The organism is Pseudomonas sp. PSB18, from assembly GCF_014596565.1.
Classification (GTDB): Bacteria; Pseudomonadota; Gammaproteobacteria; order Pseudomonadales; family Pseudomonadaceae; genus Aquipseudomonas.
This window is the reverse complement of the sequence record NZ_NOIN01000003.1, coordinates 205865-224487: the sequence shown is the minus strand read 5'-3', so window position 1 is coordinate 224487 and position 18623 is coordinate 205865. Positions and strand designations below refer to the sequence as shown.

At 61.0% G+C, this 18623-nt stretch carries 15 protein-coding genes and 1 pseudogene; 15 read left to right on the top strand and 1 reads right to left on the bottom strand.

Features of this window, described 5'->3' with window-relative positions; all coding sequences use genetic code 11:
• Positions 1-11 precede the first annotated feature (11 nt).
• The 14 genes and pseudogenes from CGA22_RS08765 to ispD all read left to right on the top strand — a co-directional run bounded on the left by CGA22_RS08765 (position 12) and on the right by ispD (position 16313).
• A complete protein-coding gene (locus tag CGA22_RS08765) occupies positions 12-515 on the top strand; it encodes an OmpH family outer membrane protein (protein WP_024779019.1) in 504 nt (167 codons plus the stop codon).
• A 3-nt stretch (positions 516-518) separates the two neighbouring features.
• The gene (gene lpxD / locus CGA22_RS08760; protein WP_041021809.1) at positions 519-1574 is read left to right on the top strand and encodes a UDP-3-O-(3-hydroxymyristoyl)glucosamine N-acyltransferase; all 1056 of its coding nucleotides are present in this window, start codon (positions 519-521) and stop codon (positions 1572-1574) included.
• 106 nt (positions 1575-1680) lie between these two features.
• Positions 1681-2121 (top strand): 3-hydroxyacyl-ACP dehydratase FabZ, encoded by a 441-nt coding sequence (gene fabZ / locus CGA22_RS08755; RefSeq protein WP_024779021.1) that lies wholly within the window; start codon positions 1681-1683, stop codon positions 2119-2121.
• Positions 2118-2894 (top strand): acyl-ACP--UDP-N-acetylglucosamine O-acyltransferase, encoded by a 777-nt coding sequence (lpxA, locus tag CGA22_RS08750; RefSeq protein WP_041021808.1) that lies wholly within the window; start codon positions 2118-2120, stop codon positions 2892-2894. Before fabZ ends, lpxA begins: the two co-directional genes overlap by 4 nt.
• A gap of 2 nt (positions 2895-2896) precedes the next feature.
• Positions 2897-4027 carry a lipid-A-disaccharide synthase gene (gene lpxB, locus CGA22_RS08745; RefSeq protein WP_041021807.1) on the top strand — a complete coding sequence of 377 codons (1131 nt, stop codon included), beginning with the start codon at positions 2897-2899 and terminating at the stop codon, positions 4025-4027.
• Positions 4024-4626: pseudogene (gene rnhB / locus CGA22_RS08740) on the top strand (ribonuclease HII); the annotation flags it as partial. The gene lpxB and the pseudogene rnhB, both read left to right, overlap by 4 nt.
• A gap of 248 nt (positions 4627-4874) precedes the next feature.
• A complete protein-coding gene (gene dnaE, locus CGA22_RS08735) occupies positions 4875-8396 on the top strand; it encodes a DNA polymerase III subunit alpha (RefSeq protein WP_041021806.1) in 3522 nt (1173 codons plus the stop codon).
• Between the two features lie 151 nt (positions 8397-8547).
• On the top strand, positions 8548-9495 hold the full coding sequence (locus CGA22_RS08730) for an acetyl-CoA carboxylase carboxyltransferase subunit alpha (RefSeq protein ID WP_024779026.1): 948 nt from the start codon (positions 8548-8550) through the stop codon (positions 9493-9495).
• Between the two features lie 131 nt (positions 9496-9626).
• Entirely contained in the window at positions 9627-10952 is a 1326-nt protein-coding gene (gene tilS, locus CGA22_RS08725) for a tRNA lysidine(34) synthetase TilS (protein ID WP_041022909.1), read from the top strand.
• Positions 10953-11226: 274 nt separating this feature from the next.
• Positions 11227-12858 (top strand): CTP synthase, encoded by a 1632-nt coding sequence (locus CGA22_RS08720; RefSeq protein WP_024779028.1) that lies wholly within the window; start codon positions 11227-11229, stop codon positions 12856-12858.
• A 4-nt stretch (positions 12859-12862) separates the two neighbouring features.
• On the top strand, positions 12863-13708 hold the full coding sequence (gene kdsA / locus CGA22_RS08715; RefSeq protein WP_041022908.1) for a 3-deoxy-8-phosphooctulonate synthase: 846 nt from the start codon (positions 12863-12865) through the stop codon (positions 13706-13708).
• Between the two features lie 161 nt (positions 13709-13869).
• Positions 13870-15159, top strand: a complete 1290-nt coding sequence (gene eno / locus CGA22_RS08710) for a phosphopyruvate hydratase (protein ID WP_024779030.1) — start codon at positions 13870-13872, stop codon at positions 15157-15159.
• 171 nt (positions 15160-15330) lie between these two features.
• Positions 15331-15609 (top strand): cell division protein FtsB, encoded by a 279-nt coding sequence (gene ftsB, locus CGA22_RS08705; RefSeq protein WP_024779031.1) that lies wholly within the window; start codon positions 15331-15333, stop codon positions 15607-15609.
• Positions 15606-16313, top strand: a complete 708-nt coding sequence (ispD, locus tag CGA22_RS08700) for a 2-C-methyl-D-erythritol 4-phosphate cytidylyltransferase (RefSeq protein ID WP_041022907.1) — start codon at positions 15606-15608, stop codon at positions 16311-16313. The genes ftsB and ispD overlap by 4 nt, the downstream gene beginning before the upstream one ends.
• A 133-nt stretch (positions 16314-16446) precedes the next feature.
• On the opposite strand, the gene CGA22_RS08695 is transcribed toward ispD, so the two are convergent.
• On the bottom strand, positions 16447-17343 hold the full coding sequence (locus CGA22_RS08695; RefSeq protein ID WP_041022906.1) for a LysR substrate-binding domain-containing protein: 897 nt from the start codon (positions 17341-17343) through the stop codon (positions 16447-16449).
• Between the two features lie 107 nt (positions 17344-17450).
• Here CGA22_RS08695 and CGA22_RS08690 point away from each other — a divergent pair, with 107 nt between their 5' ends.
• Entirely contained in the window at positions 17451-18563 is a 1113-nt protein-coding gene (locus CGA22_RS08690; protein ID WP_041022905.1) for an S-(hydroxymethyl)glutathione dehydrogenase/class III alcohol dehydrogenase, read from the top strand.
• Positions 18564-18623: the final 60 nt, after the last annotated feature.

The window sequence follows — 18623 nt, the reverse complement described above, 5'->3', positions numbered from 1 at the left end:
AGGAGTACATCGTGCGTAAGTTGACTCAATTGGTTCTCCTGGCGACCGTACTGGTCGCAGGTCCGGCTTTTGCCGACATGAAGATCGCCGTACTGAACTATCAGATGGCCTTGCTGGAATCCGACGCGGCGAAGAAATACGCCGTGGATGCGGAGAAAAAGTTCGGCCCGCAACTGACCAAGCTCAAGAGCCTGGAAAGCAGTGCCAAAGGGATTCAGGATCGCCTGGTCGCCGGTGGCGACAAGATGGCCCAGGGCGAGCGTGAGCGGCTGGAGCTTGAATTCAAGCAAAAGGCCCGTGACTTCCAGTTCCAGTCCAAGGAGCTGAACGAAGCGAAAGCCGTTGCCGACCGTGAAATGCTCAAGCAGCTCAAGCCGAAGCTCGATAGCGCCGTGGAAGAAGTCATCAAGAAAGGTGGTTTTGACCTGGTGTTCGAGCGTGGCGCAGTGATTGATGTCAAGCCTCAATACGACATCACGCGCCAGGTCATCGAGCGCATGAACCAGCTGAAGTAATCCATGACAGCGACTATCAAACTCGGCCAGTTGGCCGAGTTCCTCGGAGCCACCCTGCGTGGCGACCCGGAGAAGGCAATCACTGGGCTAGCCACTTTACAAGAGGCTGGCCCAGCTCAGTTGAGCTTCCTGGCAAATCCTCAATATCGCAAATACCTGGCCGATAGCCGGGCCGCAGCGCTGTTGCTCAAGGCTGCCGATGCCGAAGGTTTTGCCGGTGACGCCCTGATCGTGCCCGATCCGTATCTGGCGTACGCGCGGATTTCCCATCTGTTCGATCCCAAGCCCAAATCGGCTGCCGGCATTCATCCCAGCGCGGTGATTGCGGCGGATGCGGTGGTCGACCCGACGGCCAGCATCGGTCCTTTCGTGGTCATCGAGAGTGCGGCGCGGATCGGTGCCGGTGTCACGCTGGGTGCCCATTGTTTTGTCGGTGCTCGTAGCGAGATCGGCGAGGGTGGTTGGCTGGCTCCCCGGGTTACCCTGTATCACGATGTGCGCATCGGCAAACGGGTGGTTATCCAGTCCGGCGCGGTGCTGGGCGGTGAAGGGTTCGGTTTCGCCAACGAGAAAGGCATCTGGCAGAAGATTGCCCAGATCGGTGGCGTCACCGTCGGCGATGACGTGGAGATCGGCGTCAATACCGCCATCGACCGCGGTGCGCTGGCAGACACAGTCATCGGCAATGGTGTGAAGCTGGACAACCAGATCCAGATCGCCCACAACGTCCAGGTCGGTGATCACACCGCCATGGCGGCCTGCGTGGGTATCTCCGGCAGTACCAGGATCGGCAAGCACTGCATGCTCGCCGGTGGCGTGGGGCTGGTGGGGCATATCGATATCTGTGACAACGTTTTCCTGACCGGGATGACCATGGTGACCCACTCGATTACCGAGCCGGGTGCCTATTCTTCCGGTACGGCGATGCAGCCGGCGGCCGAATGGCGCAAGAGCGCGGCCCGTATCCGTCAGCTCGATGACATCGCGCGACGCCTGCGACAGCTGGAAAAGCGTGTAGGGGACGTGACCCCTGACGGTAATGCTTCATCAGATGGCTGATACCATTTCCATATCAAGTGTGCACGGCCGCCAGGCTTCCTTGATTTGCTAGCGGAGCGCGCGTCTATCGCGCACCTCCCAATCTTTACATAGGCTTCCCCCCGAAATGATGGACATCAACGAGATTCGCGAATACCTGCCTCACCGTTATCCGTTCCTGCTTGTGGATCGGGTAGTGGAGCTGGATATTGAGGGCAAGCGCATTCGCGCCTACAAGAATGTCAGCATCAACGAGCCGTTCTTCAATGGTCACTTCCCTGCGCACCCCATCATGCCGGGCGTGCTGATCATCGAGGCCATGGCTCAGGCTGCCGGGATCCTTGGTTTCAAGATCATGGACGTGAAGCCTGCGGACGGCACGCTCTACTACTTCGTCGGGTCCGACAAGTTGCGTTTCCGCCAGCCGGTGACCCCGGGCGATCAGTTGATCCTCGAAGCCACGTTCATCAGCTGCAAGCGCCAGATCTGGAAGTTCGAGTGCCAGGCTTCGGTCGACGGCAAGCCTGTCTGCTCCGCTGAAATCATTTGCGCGGAACGCAAGCTATGAGTTTGATTGACCCTCGCGCAATCATCGATCCGACGGCCGTCCTGGCCGCCGATGTCGAGGTCGGCCCTTGGTCGATCATCGGCGCAGGTGTGGAAATCGGCGAGGGTACGGTGATCGGCCCGCACGTAGTGCTCAAGGGACCGACCCGGATTGGTCGGCACAATCGTATCTACCAGTTTTCTACGGTAGGCGAGGACACGCCCGATCTCAAATACAAAGGTGAAGAAACCCGCCTGGTCATCGGCGATCACAACGTGATCCGCGAGGGCGTGACGATTCACCGTGGCACCGTTCAGGACCGCTCCGAAACGACCCTGGGCGACCACAACCTGATCATGGCCTATGCCCACATCGGCCACGACAGTGTCATCGGCAACCATTGCATTCTGGTGAACAATACCGCGCTGGCCGGCCATGTCCACGTGGACGACTGGGCGATCCTGTCCGGCTTCACCCTGGTTCACCAGTACTGCCATATCGGCGCCCACAGCTTCTCCGGCATGGGTACCGCCATCGGCAAGGACGTCCCGGCCTATGTCACGGTGTTCGGCAATCCGGCCGAAGCCCGCAGCATGAACTTCGAAGGCATGCGTCGTCGTGGCTTCAGCGAAGATGCGATTGGTGCATTACGTCGGGCCTACAAGGTCGTGTATCGCCAGGGGTTGACCATCGAGCAGGCACTGGTCGAGTTGGCCGAGGCATCGACCCAGTTCCCGGAAGTCGCGGTGTTCCGCGATTCCATCCAATCTTCGACCCGCGGCATCACTCGCTGACCATGGGCCATTTGCGTATTGCGCTGGTGGCGGGCGAAGCTTCCGGCGATATCCTGGGTGCGGGCCTGATGCGTGCGCTCAAGGCGCAGCATCCGGCGGTGGAGTTCATTGGTGTCGGTGGGCCATTGATGCAAGCCGAGGGGTTGACGTCCTATTTCCCGATGGAACGCCTGTCGGTGATGGGGCTGGTGGAAGTGCTCGGTCGGCTGCGCGAGCTACTGGCCCGGCGCAAGAAGCTGATTGCGACTCTGATTGATGAAAAGCCGGATGTGTTCATCGGCATCGATGCGCCGGATTTCACCCTCAACATTGAACTCAGGTTGCGTCAGGCCGGGATCAAGACCGTGCACTACGTCAGTCCGTCGGTCTGGGCCTGGCGGCAGAAGCGCGTCCTGAAGATTCGCGAAGGCTGCGACCTGATGCTGACGCTGCTGCCGTTCGAAGCCAGGTTCTATGAGGAGAAGGGCGTGCCGGTACGCTTTGTCGGGCATACCCTGGCCGACACCATTCCCCTGGAAGCCGATCGCGAGGGCGCCCGCCAGGCATTGGGCTTGCCCGATGGGCCGCTGGTGGCGTTGATGCCTGGTAGCCGGGGCGGTGAAGTAAGTCGCCTGGGTGGCTTGTTTTTCGATGCCGCCGAGCGTCTTCGGGCGATGCGTCCCGACGTGCGTTTTGTCCTGCCCTGTGCCAGTCCGCAACGTCGCGAGCAGCTTGAAGCGCTGTTGGCCGGCCGCGATTTGCCGGTCATGCTGCTCGATGGTCGCTCCCATCAGGCGCTGGCTGCGTGCGACGCGGTGTTGATTGCGTCCGGCACTGCTACCCTTGAAGCATTGCTGTACAAGCGTCCGATGGTGGTTGCTTATCGTCTGGCGCCGCTGACGTTCTGGATCCTCAAGCGCATGGTCAAGAGTCCTTACATCTCCCTGCCGAACCTGCTGGCCCAGCGTTTGCTGGTGCCCGAGTTGCTGCAGGACGATGCAACAGCCGACGCATTGGCCAATACACTGGCGCCGTTGATCGACGGCGGCCAGGAGCAGACCCGGGGCTTTGACGAGATCCACCGCACATTGCGCCGCGATGCCTCCAACCAGGCCGCAGACGCGGTACTGGCCTTGATCGGTGCCAAACCATGAAGCATTCGAAGCAGCAGATGGGCCTGGATTTCAACCTGGTCGCCGAAGTCGAAGAGCTGGTGGCGGGCGTCGATGAAGTGGGGCGCGGCCCATTGTGCGGCGCGGTGGTGACGGCCGCGGTGATTCTCGACCCGAATCGGCCGATCCTGGGCCTCAACGATTCCAAGAAGCTCACCGAGGCCCGTCGCGAGAAGCTCTACGACGAAATCTGCGAAAAAGCCCTGAGCTGGTGCATCGCCCGCGCCGAGGTCGAAGAAATCGACGAGCTGAATATCCTGCACGCCACCATGCTCGCCATGCAGCGAGCGGTGCAGGGCCTGCACATCACGCCGAAACTGGCGATGATCGATGGCAATCGTTGCCCGAAACTGTCGATGCGCGCCGAGGCGGTGATCCAGGGCGATGCGAAAGTGCCGGCTATCGCGGCGGCATCGATCCTGGCCAAGGTCAGCCGTGACCGGGAGATGAGCGCCTTCGAACTGATTTACCCGGGCTACGGCATTGGTGGCCACAAGGGTTACCCGACGCCGGTGCATCTGGAAGCCTTGGCGCGACTGGGGCCAACCCCCATTCATCGGCGTTCGTTCGCACCGGTGCGGATGGCGTATGAGGCTCGTGAGGGTTTGGTAACGGCTGGTCCCGTTCAGCCAAATGCAATCCCCTGTGGGAGCGAGCTTGCTCGCGAAGAGGGCGGCACGGTAGACATTGATGTTGCCTGATATAGCGCCTTCCCGAGCAGGCTCGCTCCCACAAGGTCGGTATTTCGACTGACGAGCATTCGCCACTCAGACCCAAGGCCCGGTACAATCCGGGCCTTGTTGTTTTCATGACTTTACGCAGGATCACTATGCCGGCTTCATTCGTTCATCTACGCCTGCACACTGAATATTCCCTGGTCGACGGTCTGGTGCGGATCAAGCCACTGGTCAAGACCCTGGTGGGCATGAACATGCCTGCCGTGGCGGTCACCGACCAGAACAACATGTGTTCGCTGGTCAAGTTCTACAAGACCGCCATGGGCGGCGGAATCAAGCCGATCTGCGGTGCCGACCTGTGGTTGTCCAGCAAGGATCCGGATGCACCGTTGAGTCGTATCAGCCTGCTGGTCATGAACGCCGTGGGTTACCGCAACCTGACCGAGTTGATCTCCCGTGGCTTTATCGATGGCCAGCGCAACGGTTCGATCATCATCGAGCGCGAATGGGTGGCCGAGGCCAGCGAAGGCCTGATCATGCTGTCGGCGGCCAAGGAAGGTGAAATCGGCCTGGCCCTGCTCAGTGGTAACGTCGAGGAAGCCGAGACCCTGGCCCGTGAGTGGATGTCGATATTCCCGGACCGCTTCTACATCGAAGTGCAGCGCACCAACCGCCCCAATGACGAAGAGCACCTGCATGCCGCCGTGGCGCTGGCTGACAAGATCGGCGCACCGCTGGTAGCGACCAACGACGTTCGCTTCATCAAGCAGGAAGACTTCGAAGCCCACGAAACCCGCGTCTGCATCGGTGAGGGCCGGGCCCTCGATGATCCGCGTCGGCCCAAGAACTACAGCGACCAGCAATACCTCAAAAGCGCCGAGGAAATGGCCGAGTTGTTCAGCGATCTACCCGAGGCGCTGGAAAACACCGTCGAGATCGCCAAGCGCTGCAACATCGAAGTGAAGCTGGGCAAGCACTTCCTGCCCAACTTCCCGATTCCCGATGGCATGACCATCGACGAGTATTTCCGCAAGGTATCGTTCGACGGCCTCGAAGAGCGCCTGAGCGTCCTGCTGCCCAAGGACACCACCGAAGATTATGAAGCCAAGCGCCAGGTCTATGTCGACCGGTTGAATTTCGAGCTGGATATCATCATCCAGATGGGCTTCCCCGGTTACTTCCTGATCGTGATGGACTTTATCCAGTGGGCCAAGAGCAACGGCGTGCCGGTAGGGCCGGGTCGTGGATCGGGTGCCGGGTCGCTGGTGGCCTACGTGCAGAAGATCACCGACCTCGATCCGCTGGAATATGACCTGCTGTTCGAACGCTTCCTCAACCCGGAGCGGGTTTCCATGCCCGACTTCGACGTCGACTTCTGCATGGACGGGCGTGACCGGGTGATCGATTACGTGGCCGAGAAATACGGCCGCAACGCGGTGAGCCAGATCATCACCTTCGGTTCCATGGCCGCCAAGGCGGTGGTGCGTGACGTAGCCCGGGTGCAGGGCAAGTCCTATGGCCTGGCGGATCGTCTGTCGAAGATGATTCCGTTCGAAGTCGGCATGACCCTGGAAAAGGCCTACGAGCAGGAAGAGATCCTGCGGGACTTCATCAAGGTCGATGAAGAGGCGGCGGAAATCTGGGAGATGGCCCGCAAGCTCGAAGGCGTGGTGCGTAACGTCGGCAAGCACGCCGGTGGCGTGGTGATCGCGCCGACCAAACTGACTGACTTCTCGCCGATCTATTGCGACGAAGAGGGCGACGGTCTGGTAACCCAGTTCGACAAGGACGACGTCGAGGCGGCGGGCCTGGTGAAGTTCGACTTCCTGGGGCTGCGGACCCTGACCATCATCGACTGGGCGCTGAAAACCATCAACCGCGACCGGGCCAAGGTCGGTGAAGAGCCGCTGGACATTGCTTTCATTCCACTGGACGACAAACCGACCTACAGCCTGCTGCAGAAAGCCGAAACCACGGCGGTGTTCCAGCTCGAATCCCGCGGCATGAAGGAGCTGATCAAGAAGCTCAAGCCCGACTGCCTGGAAGACCTGATCGCACTGGTGGCGCTGTTCCGTCCGGGCCCGCTGCAATCGGGCATGGTGGACGACTTCATCAACCGTAAGCACGGTCGCGCCGAGTTGGCGTATCCGCACCCGGATTACCAGTACGACGGCCTCAAGCCGGTGCTGGCGCCGACCTACGGCATCATCCTGTATCAGGAACAGGTGATGCAGATTGCCCAGGTCATGGCCGGCTACACCCTTGGCGGCGCGGACATGTTGCGTCGGGCGATGGGTAAGAAGAAGCCCGAGGAGATGGCCAAGCAGCGCGGCGGCTTCATCGAGGGCTGTGCGAACAACGGCATCGATGCGGACCTGGCCGGTAACATCTTCGACCTGGTGGAAAAATTCGCTGGCTACGGCTTCAACAAATCCCACTCTGCCGCCTACGGCCTGGTGTCGTACCAGACCGCATGGCTGAAGGCGCATTACCCAGCGCCATTCATGGCCGCCGTGCTGTCGGCGGATATGCACAACACCGACAAGGTCGTGACCCTGATCGAAGAAGTGCGGACCATGAAGCTGCGCCTCGACGCGCCGGACGTGAACGCTTCGGAGTTCAAGTTCACGGTGAACGACGAGGGCCGCATCATCTATGGGCTGGGCGCGATCAAGGGCGTAGGCGAGGGGCCGGTGGAGGCCATCACCGAGGCCCGCCAGGATGGGCCGTTCAAGGATCTGTTCGATTTCTGTGCCCGGGTCGACCTCAAACGTATCAACAAGCGCACCCTCGACGGCTTGATCCGCAGCGGCGCGCTGGACCGGCTGGGGCCCTACTTCCAGGACGAACCCAAGGCCTACCAGGCCAACATCGACCGCAACCGCGCGGTGTTGCTGGCGGCCATGGAAGAAGCGATCAAGGCTGCCGAACAAACTGCCCGCACCCATGACAGCGGCCACGCCGACCTGTTTGGTGGCCTGTTCGTCGAGGAAGATGCCGACGTCTACGGCAACCATCGCAAGGCCAAGGAACTGACCCTCAAGGAACGCCTCAAAGGCGAGAAAGACACCCTGGGGCTGTACCTCACCGGTCACCCGATCGATGAGTACGAAGGCGAAATCCGCCGCTTCGCCCGTCAACGCATCATCGACCTGAAGCCGGCTCGCGATACGCAAACCGTCGCTGGGATGATCATCGCCCTGCGGGTGATGAAGAACAAGAAGGGCGACAAGATGGGGTTCATCACCCTCGACGACCGTTCCGGGCGTATCGAGGCATCGTTGTTTGCCGATGCGTTCCACTCGGCGCAGTCGCTGTTGCAGACCGACGCGATGGTGGTGGTGGAAGGCGAGGTCAGCAACGATGATTTCTCCGGTGGCCTGCGGCTACGGGTCAAGCGGGTGATGAGCATGGAGGATGCCCGGACCAACCTGGCCGAGAGCCTGCGCCTGAAATTGCAGACCCAGGACCTCAAGGGCGACCAGCTGCGCTGGCTGGGCGAGTTGTTCAAGCGCCATCGCGGTGCCTGCCCGATCACCATGGAGTACGTGCGCCCCGACGCCAAGGCCGTGCTGCAGTTCGGCGAGGGCTGGCGGATCGATCCGGCGGATGCGTTGATTCAAGCCTTGCGTGACCAGTTCGGCAAAGACAACGTCTTCCTCCAATACCGTTGACGGCCAGGGGCCACTCCTGGACTTGGAGTGGTCCCTGACCGCGACCCGAATTTTTAATCTCGACCTGAACGCGCCTCTCCCTTAAGGTAGGGCGCGAATAGACAACCGGCCGGCCCAAGCTCTCTTGGACGTCGACCCAAGACGGACGCCTATGAACCCGAATTTTCTAGATTTCGAACAGCCGATCGCCGACCTGCAAGCCAAGATCGAAGAGTTGCGCTTGGTCGGTAATGACAATTCGCTGAATATCGGCGATGAGATCTCTCGTCTGCAGGACAAGAGCCGCACGCTGACCGAAGACATCTTCGGCAAGCTGACCAGCTGGCAGATCGCGCGCCTGGCGCGTCATCCGCGTCGTCCATACACCCTGGACTACATCGATCACATCTTCACCGAGTTCGACGAATTGCACGGCGATCGTCACTTCTCCGACGACGCCGCGATCGTCGGCGGTGTCGCCCGCCTGGACGACCAGCCGGTGATGGTCATCGGTCACCAGAAGGGCCGCGAAGTACGCGAAAAAGTCCGTCGCAACTTCGGCATGCCGCGTCCGGAAGGCTATCGCAAGGCCTGCCGCCTGATGGAAATGGCCGAACGCTTCAAGATGCCGATCCTGACCTTCATCGACACGCCGGGCGCCTATCCGGGTATCGACGCCGAAGAGCGCAACCAGAGCGAAGCGATTGCCTGGAACCTGCGGGTCATGGCACGCCTGAAGACCCCGATCATCGCCACTGTGATCGGTGAAGGCGGTTCCGGCGGTGCGTTGGCCATCGGCGTCTGCGACCAATTGAACATGCTGCAGTATTCGACTTACGCAGTGATCTCGCCGGAAGGCTGCGCCTCGATCCTGTGGAAAACCGCCGAGAAAGCGCCGGACGCCGCGGAAGCCATGGGCATCACCGCCGAGCGTCTCAAAGGCCTGGGCATCGTGGATAAAGTGATCAACGAGCCGGTGGGCGGTGCTCATCGTGACCCGGCAGCGGCTGCCGCGCTGATTCGCGCAGAGCTGAGTTCGCAATTGTCGATGCTGAAGAAGTTCGACAACGACGCGCTGCTGGCCCGTCGCTACGAGCGGTTGATGAGCTACGGTCTCTGATCCGAACGCTATACCCTGTGGGAGCGAGCCTGCTCGCGAAAGCGGTTTGACATTCAACAAATGAGTTGATTGATTCACCGCCATCGCGAGCAGGCTCGCTCCCACAGTTGTTTGTGCCAAGGCTGACTCCTATGAACTCCCGCGCGGATCTATCCACCCGGCTCCTCACCCAGCTCTCCCCCTGGCGCAACGCTACTACCTGGCGCATTGCCTTTTCCGGTGGTCTCGATTCCACCGTCCTGTTGCACCTGCTCGCGACCCTTTCGCAACACCATGCCCTACCCGCGCTGAGTGCGATCCATGTGCATCACGGCCTTCAGGCAGCGGCCGAGGCGTGGCCGGATCATTGCCGTTCGGTCTGTGCGGCCCTTGGCGTACCGCTGGACGTGGTGAATGTGCAAGTGCGCCCTGGCGCCAGTATCGAGCGTGCCGCCCGGGAGGCGCGTTATGGCGCGTTCGTGGCGGCCACCCATGGCGATGAAGTGCTGCTCACCGCCCAGCACCGTGATGACCAGGCCGAAACCTTGTTGTTTCGCCTGCTGCGGGGGGCAGGGGTGAGGGGCTTGGCGGCGATGCCGCGGCAGCGGCCTTTGGGGCTGGGGCATCTGCTGCGGCCCTTGCTCGAGGTATCCCGTGCCGAGTTGGAAACCTATGCGACGCAACAGAGCTTGAGCTGGATCGACGACCCGTCCAACGATGATCACCGGTACGCGCGCAACTACCTGCGTCAGCGGGTTTTTCCACTGCTGGCCGGGCACTGGCCGCAAGCCTCGGCAACCCTGGCCCGAAGTGCTGCGCACATGGGCGAAGCCCAAGGCTTGCTGGACGACTTGGCGCGGATCGACTTGGCCCAGGCCGTGACGCCAGATGCGTTCGACTGGCTTGGGCTGCAATCGCTGGCGCTGGCGCCTTTGCAGGCCTTGTCAGCCGCTCGCCAGCGCAATGCAATGGGCCACTGGCTGGCGGCCCTGACGACGCTGCCCGACAGCGACCACTGGGCCGGCTGGGATTCACTGCGCGACGCGGGGGATGATGCCCGGCCGATCTGGCGCCTGGCCGGCGGTGAGCTGCACCGGGCCGGCGGGCGGGCCTGGTGGTTGTCCGGCTCTTGGCTGCACACGGTCTCGGGCTGCGTCAGATGGCCCCGGGCAACTGAGGCTTTGGATCTGCCGGGCAATGGCCGGGTGACCCTCAACGGGAAAATCCCCGACGGTCGGCTCTGCGTGCGCTATCGTCAGGGCGGCGAGGTGATGACGCTGCCCGGTCGTGGTCATCGGGATCTCAAGCGTTTGCTCAACGAAAGTGGCCTGCCGGCGTTCGTTCGTGGCCGATTGCCGCTGTTGTATCGGGACGGGCAATTACTGGCGGTGGCCAACCTGCCGGGGCTCGACGGGGACGTTGATGGCGCTTGGCAATTGCGTTGGCAGCCATCGGAGCAAGATCTGGGTTTGAGCTGAAAGGGGCTTTCCGGTAGACTACGCTCCCTTCTTGATACAACTTCTGTGGATTCGCCTGAATTGCAGGAGTTGCCGATTACCAAGCAGTCTTTGCTGGGCGATTCCAAAAAATGTGTAGCGAGCAACGTACCGGTGATTTTTCTTCCGGTCTGTCCCAACGCGGCGGTTTTTTTGAAAGGTGCACTGTGATTAATGCAGGTGATCGGGGGCTTCGGCCTTCCTTCGCTTTCCCCGGCGGCTCGGACCGCTTTAACGCAGACTTCTAGGGTTTTTCATGACGCGCTACATATTCGTCACGGGCGGTGTTGTTTCTTCATTGGGGAAAGGCATTGCCTCGGCTTCATTGGCGGCCATCCTGGAGGCGCGGGGACTTAAGGTCACCATGCTCAAGCTGGACCCGTACATCAACGTCGACCCGGGCACCATGAGCCCGTTCCAGCACGGCGAAGTGTTCGTCACTCATGACGGCGCCGAGACCGACCTGGACCTGGGCCACTACGAGCGGTTCATCCGCACGACCATGACCCAGAACAACAACTTCACCACCGGCCGCGTCTACGAGCACGTGCTGCGCAAGGAACGTCGTGGTGATTACCTGGGCGCGACCATCCAGGTCATTCCCCACATCACCGATGAGATCAAGCGCCGCATCATCAAGGGTGCCGGCGACGCCGACGTGGCGATGGTCGAGATCGGCGGTACCGTGGGCGACATCGAGTCCCAGCCGTTCCTCGAAGCCATCCGCCAGTTGCGTTTCGAAATCGGCGCCAAGCGCGCGATGCTGATGCACCTGACGCTGGTGCCGTACATCGCCACTGCCGGCGAAACCAAGACCAAGCCAACCCAGCACTCGGTCAAGGAACTGCGCTCCATCGGCCTGCAACCGGACGTGCTGATCTGCCGCTCCGATCACCCGATCGATATCTCCTCGCGCCGCAAGATCGCCCAGTTCACCAACGTTGAAGAGCGCGCGGTCATCGGTCTCGAAGACGCCGACACCATCTACAAGATCCCGGGCATCCTGCACTCCCAGGGCCTGGACGATTTCGTCGTCGAGCGTTTCGGCCTGCAATGCGCCGGCGCCGACCTGTCCGAATGGGACGCCGTGGTCGATGCCAAGCTCAACCCTGAGCACGAAGTCACCATCGCCATGGTCGGCAAGTACATGGAGCTGCTGGACGCCTACAAGTCGCTGATCGAAGCGATGAGTCACGCCGGCATCAGCAACCGCACCAAGGTCAACCTGCGCTACATCGACTCCGAAGACATCGAGAACCAGGGCACCGGCCTGCTCGAAGGCGCCGATGCGATCCTCGTCCCAGGCGGCTTCGGCCTGCGGGGCGTGGAAGGCAAGATCACTGCTGTCCAGTACGCTCGCGAAAACAAGGTGCCATACCTGGGTATCTGCCTGGGCATGCAAGTGGCGGTCATCGAGTTCGCCCGTAACGTGATGGGCTGGAAGGACGCCAACTCCACCGAGTTCGATCGCGCCAGCGGTCACCCGGTCGTGGGCCTGATCACCGAGTGGGAAGACGCCACCGGTGCCGTGGAAGTGCGGACCGAAACCTCCGACCTGGGCGGCACCATGCGCCTCGGCGCCCAGGAATGCCTGCTTGAAGCCGGCTCCCTGGTGCACGATTGCTACGCCAAGGATGTGATCGTCGAACGTCACCGCCATCGCTACGAAGTGAACAACAAGCTGCTGCCGCAACTGATCGAAGCCGGCCTGAAGATCTCCGGTCGCTCCGGCGATGGCGCGCTGGTCGAAGTGGTCGAGTCCCCGGACCACCCATGGTTCGTCGCCTGCCAGTTCCACCCCGAGTTCACCTCGACGCCACGGGACGGTCATCCGCTGTTCAGCGGTTTCGTGAAGGCCGCATTGGCTCAACACCAGAAAAAGGCATAAGACGATGGCCCAGAAGATCATCCGCGTTGGCGACATCGAAATTGCCAACGACAAGCCCATGGTGCTGTTCGGCGGCATGAACGTGCTGGAAAGCCGCGACATGGCGATGCAGGTCTGCGAGGAGTACGTCAAGGTTACCCAGAAACTGGGTATCCCTTATGTCTTCAAGGCTAGCTTCGACAAGGCCAACCGATCGTCCGTGACCTCGTACCGTGGCCCGGGCCTGGAAGAAGGCATGCGGATCTTCCAGGACATCAAGCAAGCCTTCGGCGTGCCGATCATTACCGACGTCCACGAGCCTGATCAGGCCGCGGTCGTCGCCGAGGTCTGCGACATCATCCAGTTGCCGGCCTTCCTGTCGCGCCAGACCGACCTGGTGGTCGCGATGGCGAAGACCGGCGCGGTGATCAACATCAAGAAAGCCCAGTTCCTCGCGCCCCAGGAAATGAAACACATCCTGAGCAAGTGCGAAGAGGCCGGGAACGACCAGTTGATCCTCTGCGAGCGCGGTTCGAGCTTCGGCTACAACAACCTGGTGGTGGACATGCTCGGCTTCGGCATCATGAAGCAGTTCGAGTACCCGGTGTTCTTCGACGTGACCCACGCACTGCAGATGCCTGGCGGCCGTTCCGACTCCGCCGGTGGCCGTCGCGCCCAGGTGACCGACCTGGCCAAGGCCGGCATGAGCCAATCCCTGGCGGGCCTGTTCCTCGAGGCCCACCCGGACCCGGATAACGCCAAGTGCGACGGCCCTTGCGCCTTGCGCCTGAACAAGCTGGAGCCTTTCCTGTCTCAGCTCAAGGCGTTGGACGAACTGGTCAAGGGTTTTCCGACGATAGAAACCGCGTAACGCGGTTTTCTCCGGTAAAGTACCGCTCGATTATCGCTCTGGCCCGCTGGCCGCACTGCTCTTGTGGGAGCATGGCTTGCCAGTGATGGCGCCCTTGAGGCCCCCATCGCCGGCAAGCCGTGCTCCCGCAGCGTTTCGTCAACTTTGGAGTGTTTACAACAATGGCAAAAATCGTCGACATCAAAGGTCGTGAAGTTCTCGACTCCCGTGGCAACCCCACTGTTGAAGCGGACGTGCTTCTCGACAACGGCATCATCGGCAGCGCCTGCGCGCCGTCCGGTGCTTCCACTGGCTCGCGCGAAGCGCTGGAGCTGCGTGATGGCGACAAGAGCCGTTACCTGGGCAAGGGCGTACTGAAGGCCGTTGCCAACATCAACGGTCCTATCCGTGATCTGTTGCTGGGCAAGGATCCTGCCGACCAGAAAGCCCTCGACCTGGCCATGATCAAGCTCGACGGCACCGAGAACAAAGCCACCCTGGGCGCCAACGCGATCCTCGCCGTTTCGCTGGCCGCCGCCAAGGCTGCCGCCCAGGACCAGGACCTGCCGCTGTATGCCCACATCGCCAACCTCAACGGTACCCCGGGTGTCTACTCGATGCCGGTACCGATGATGAACATCATCAACGGTGGCGAGCATGCCGACAACAACGTCGACATCCAGGAGTTCATGGTCCAGCCGGTTGGCGCCAAGTCCTTCTCCGAAGGCCTGCGCATGGGCACCGAGATTTTCCATCACCTCAAGGCAGTGCTGAAGGCCCGTGGCCTGAGCACCGCGGTTGGCGACGAAGGCGGTTTCGCACCGAACCTGGCGTCCAACGAAGACGCGCTGAAAGTGATCTCCGAAGCCGTGGCCAATGCTGGCTACAAGCTGGGTACCGACGTGACCCTGGCCCTGGACTGCGCTGCCAGCGAGTTCTTCGAAGACGGCAAGTACAACCTGTCCGGCGAAGGCCAGGTGTTCACTGCCGAAGGTTTTGCCGATTACCTCAAGGGCCTGACCGAGCGCTACCCGATCATCTCCATCGAAGACGGCCTGGACGAGTCCGACTGGGCCGGCTGGAAAATCCTCACCGACAAGATCGGCGAAAAAACCCAGCTGGTGGGCGACGACCTGTTCGTGACCAACACCAAGATCCTGAAAGAAGGCATCGACAAGAAGATCGCCAACTCGATCCTGATCAAGTTCAACCAGATCGGCACCCTGACCGAAACCCTGGAAGCCATCCAGATGGCCAAGGCCGCCGGTTACACTGCCGTGATCTCCCACCGTTCCGGTGAAACCGAGGATTCGACCATCGCCGACCTGGCCGTGGGCACCGCCGCAGGGCAGATCAAGACCGGTTCGCTGTGCCGTTCCGATCGCGTTTCCAAGTACAACCAACTGCTGCGTATCGAAGAGCAGTTGAACGGCAAGGCCAAGTACAACGGTCGTGCCGAGTTTCGCGGTTAAGCGGTAAATGGTAAAAAGACAGCGGATTAGGTCGCAAAAGTCGCTATAGCGGCGGTTTTGCCTCTAATCTGATGCCTTATGAAGCACAAGCCTGGTTCTTCCAGGCTTCGTGCTATCAGACGTTTCAAAGTTTGGCATGGCGGTCTTTTTTCACTGGATACCTGATATTCGATGCGCAGTCCCAATTGGTTGTTTCTTGTCTTGCTCCTGTTGCTGGCCGGCCTGCAGTACCGCCTGTGGGTGGGTAATGGCAGCCTGGCGCAAGTGGCCGACCTGACTCAGCAGATTGCCGACCAGCACGCCGAGAACGAGGCATTGCTGGAGCGTAATCGGGTGATGGACGCCGAAGTGATGGAACTGAAAAAAGGCATGGAGACCGTTGAAGAGCGGGCTCGTCATGAGTTGGGCATGGTCAAGGAGGGCGAAACCCTCTACCAGTTGGCCCAATGAGTATCCGATTGCCGGCCTTCTGGGCCGTGATTCCTGCCGCGGGCGTCGGAGCCCGTATGGCCGCGGACCGTCCCAAGCAATACCTGCAACTGGGCGGGCGCACTATTCTTGAACACAGCCTCGGCTGTTTCCTCGATCATCCGACCGTCAAGGGCGTGGTGGTCTGCGTTGCCCACGATGATCCTTACTGGCCGACCCTGGCCTGTGCCGGCGACTCCCGCGTTCAGCGGGTAGACGGTGGCGCGCAGCGTTCGGATTCGGTGCTCAATGCCTTGCTGCACCTGCATGCCCAGGGCGCCGACGATCACGATTGGGTACTGGTGCATGATGCTGCCCGGCCCAACCTGTCCAGGGACGATCTTGACACGCTGCTCGGCGAGCTGGCGAACGACCCGGTCGGTGGCCTGTTGGCCGTCCCGGCACGCGATACCCTAAAACGCGTCGACAAGCATGGCCGTGTGGTGGAAACCGTTGATCGCAGCGTGATCTGGCAAGCCTATACACCGCAGATGTTTCGCCTCGGTGCCTTGCATCGGGCCTTGGCCGACAGCCTGGTGGCGGATGCGGTGATTACCGATGAAGCTTCTGCCATGGAGTGGGCGGGGCAGGCGCCGCGGTTGATTGAAGGGCGGTCGGACAACATCAAGGTCACCCGTCCCGAAGACCTGGAGTGGTTGCGCCAGCGTTGGGCTTATCGTCATTAAATGAAATCGCCATCGCGAGCAGGCTCGCTCCCACAAGGGTTTCTGTCGTACACAGAATATGTGTCGATTTAAGATCCACTGTGGGAGCGAGCCTGCTCGCGATAGCTATTGCCCAGGCCCTGAAACACTGGCTTCATCCCCGGTATTCCGGCCGCTCAGCCAGCCCTTCCTTCAAGTAATCCACCAGCTTGCGCACCTTCGGCGACAGATGCCGTTGCTGCGGATACAACGCCCACACCGCCGTATTCGGTGGCTGATGCGCTTCCAACAGCGAGATCAATGCGCCGCTGTGCAGATGCTCCAGCACGTAGTAATCCGGCAACTGACACAAGCCGATTCCTTGCAAGGTCGCCTCCAGCACCGCCTGGCCGCTGTTGCAGCGCCAGTTTCCCTGTACACGCTGGGAAAATTCCCGACCGTTCTGTTCCAGTTGCCACAAGTCGGAACTGCCGATCAGGCAGTTATGGCGGCTCAATTCCGACAAACTATGGGGCCGGCCATACCGTTCCAGATAAGACGGTGAGGCGCACAGGTACATGCGACGCGGTGCGAGGCGCGTGGCAATCAGGCGTGAGTCCTGCAGGCGACCCAGGCGAATCGCCAGATCCAGCCCTTCGTGGACCAGGTCGAGGGGCCGATTGCTCAGTTCGATGTCTACCCGTAATTGTGGGTAAAGCCCCATGAACCGTGTCACCAGCGGCACGATGAACCGCTCGCCATAGGCCACCGCACAAGTCATTCGCAACATGCCCTTGGGTTCGCTGGTGAGATCGCCCACCGCCCGGAGTGCTTCTTCGCGGCCATCCTGCAGCCGTTGGCAATGCTGCAGAAAGGTCTGTCCGGCCTCGGTCAGGGTGACCCGACGGGTGCTGCGATACAGTAATCGTGTCTGTAGCCGTTCTTCCAGCCGGGCGATTTGTCGACTGATATGCGAGGACGAAACCCCGAGGCGTTCGGCAGCGGCGGTGAACTGGCTGCATTCGGCCACGGCGACGAACTCGTCGATCCCCTCCCAGCGGTTATCGGACATGAAGGATTATCCCTGTATGGCAATAATGTTTTGCTTTTGACCGGATTATTCATCGTCTTGAGGCGGATTACACTCCCGGTCTTGTTTTTATTTGATGGAGAAACCGGATGATCAAGTCGCGCGCTGCCGTTGCCTTCGAGGCCAAGAAACCCCTGGAAATCGTTGAAGTCGACGTCGCCATGCCCAAGGCGGGTGAAGTGCTGTTGCGTGTGGTGGCTTCCGGTGTTTGCCATACCGACGCGTACACCCTGTCGGGCGCCGACCCGGAAGGCATCTTCCCGTCGATCCTCGGCCACGAAGGCGGCGCGATCGTCGAAGCCGTCGGCGAAGGCGTGACGTCGGTCGCGGTAGGCGACCATGTGATTCCGCTGTACACGCCGGAATGCGGTCAGTGCAAATTCTGCAAGTCGGGCAAGACCAACCTCTGCCAGGCCATTCGCGCCACGCAGGGCAAAGGCTTGATGCCAGACGGCACTTCGCGCTTTTCCTACAAGGGCGAAACCATTTTCCACTACATGGGTACCTCGACGTTCTCCGAGTACACCGTGTTGCCGGAAATCTCCGTTGCAAAAATCCCCAAGGAAGCCCCCTTGGAAAAGGTCTGCTTGCTGGGTTGCGGCGTCACCACCGGTATCGGCGCGGTGATCAACACCGCCAAGGTCAAGCCGGGTGACACCGTGGCCATCTTCGGCCTGGGCGGTATCGGCCTGTCGGCGGTGATCGGTGCCGTGAAGGCCAAGGCGTCGCGCATCATCGCCATCGACATCAACCCGGCCAAGTTCGAGATTGCCAAGCAGTTGGGCGCCACCGATTGCGTCAATCCGAAAGATTTCGACCGTCCGATCCAGGAAGTCATCGTCGACATGACCGATGGCGGTGTGGACTTTTCCTTCGAGTGCATCGGCAATGTCCAGCTGATGCGTGCGGCACTGGAGTGCTGCCACAAGGGTTGGGGGGAGTCGGTGATCATCGGCGTGGCCGGTGCGGGTCAGGAAATCGCCACCCGTCCGTTCCAACTGGTGACGGGGCGCGTCTGGCGCGGTTCGGCCTTTGGTGGCGTGCGCGGTCGCAGCGAGTTGCCCAGCTACGTGGAAATGGCCGAGAAGGGCGAGATTCCGCTGGATACCTTCATCACCCACACCATGGGCCTGGAAGATATCAACAAGGCATTCGACCTGATGCATGAAGGCAAGAGCATCCGTACCGTCATTCATTTCTAAGGAGCAGCACCAAGCGGCAGGTTGCAAGTGGGCACGACGCTTCTCTTGCAGCTTGGGCTT

Bases quoted from the DNA above. Each gene is read 5' to 3' on its own strand.
- lpxD (WP_041021809.1), top strand. From the start codon at position 519: ATGACAGCGACTATCAAACTCGGCCAGTTGGCCGAGTTCCTCGGAGCC.
- fabZ (WP_024779021.1), top strand. From the start codon at position 1,681: ATGATGGACATCAACGAGATTCGCGAATACCTGCCTCACCGTTATCCG.
- lpxA (WP_041021808.1), top strand. From the start codon at position 2,118: ATGAGTTTGATTGACCCTCGCGCAATCATCGATCCGACGGCCGTCCTG.
- lpxB (WP_041021807.1), top strand. From the start codon at position 2,897: ATGGGCCATTTGCGTATTGCGCTGGTGGCGGGCGAAGCTTCCGGCGAT.
- dnaE (WP_041021806.1), top strand. From the start codon at position 4,875: ATGCCGGCTTCATTCGTTCATCTACGCCTGCACACTGAATATTCCCTG.
- CGA22_RS08730 (WP_024779026.1), top strand. From the start codon at position 8,548: ATGAACCCGAATTTTCTAGATTTCGAACAGCCGATCGCCGACCTGCAA.
- tilS (WP_041022909.1), top strand. From the start codon at position 9,627: ATGAACTCCCGCGCGGATCTATCCACCCGGCTCCTCACCCAGCTCTCC.
- CGA22_RS08720 (WP_024779028.1), top strand. From the start codon at position 11,227: ATGACGCGCTACATATTCGTCACGGGCGGTGTTGTTTCTTCATTGGGG.
- kdsA (WP_041022908.1), top strand. From the start codon at position 12,863: ATGGCCCAGAAGATCATCCGCGTTGGCGACATCGAAATTGCCAACGAC.
- eno (WP_024779030.1), top strand. From the start codon at position 13,870: ATGGCAAAAATCGTCGACATCAAAGGTCGTGAAGTTCTCGACTCCCGT.
- ftsB (WP_024779031.1), top strand. From the start codon at position 15,331: ATGCGCAGTCCCAATTGGTTGTTTCTTGTCTTGCTCCTGTTGCTGGCC.
- ispD (WP_041022907.1), top strand. From the start codon at position 15,606: ATGAGTATCCGATTGCCGGCCTTCTGGGCCGTGATTCCTGCCGCGGGC.
- CGA22_RS08695 (WP_041022906.1), bottom strand. From the start codon at position 17,343: ATGTCCGATAACCGCTGGGAGGGGATCGACGAGTTCGTCGCCGTGGCC.
- CGA22_RS08690 (WP_041022905.1), top strand. From the start codon at position 17,451: ATGATCAAGTCGCGCGCTGCCGTTGCCTTCGAGGCCAAGAAACCCCTG.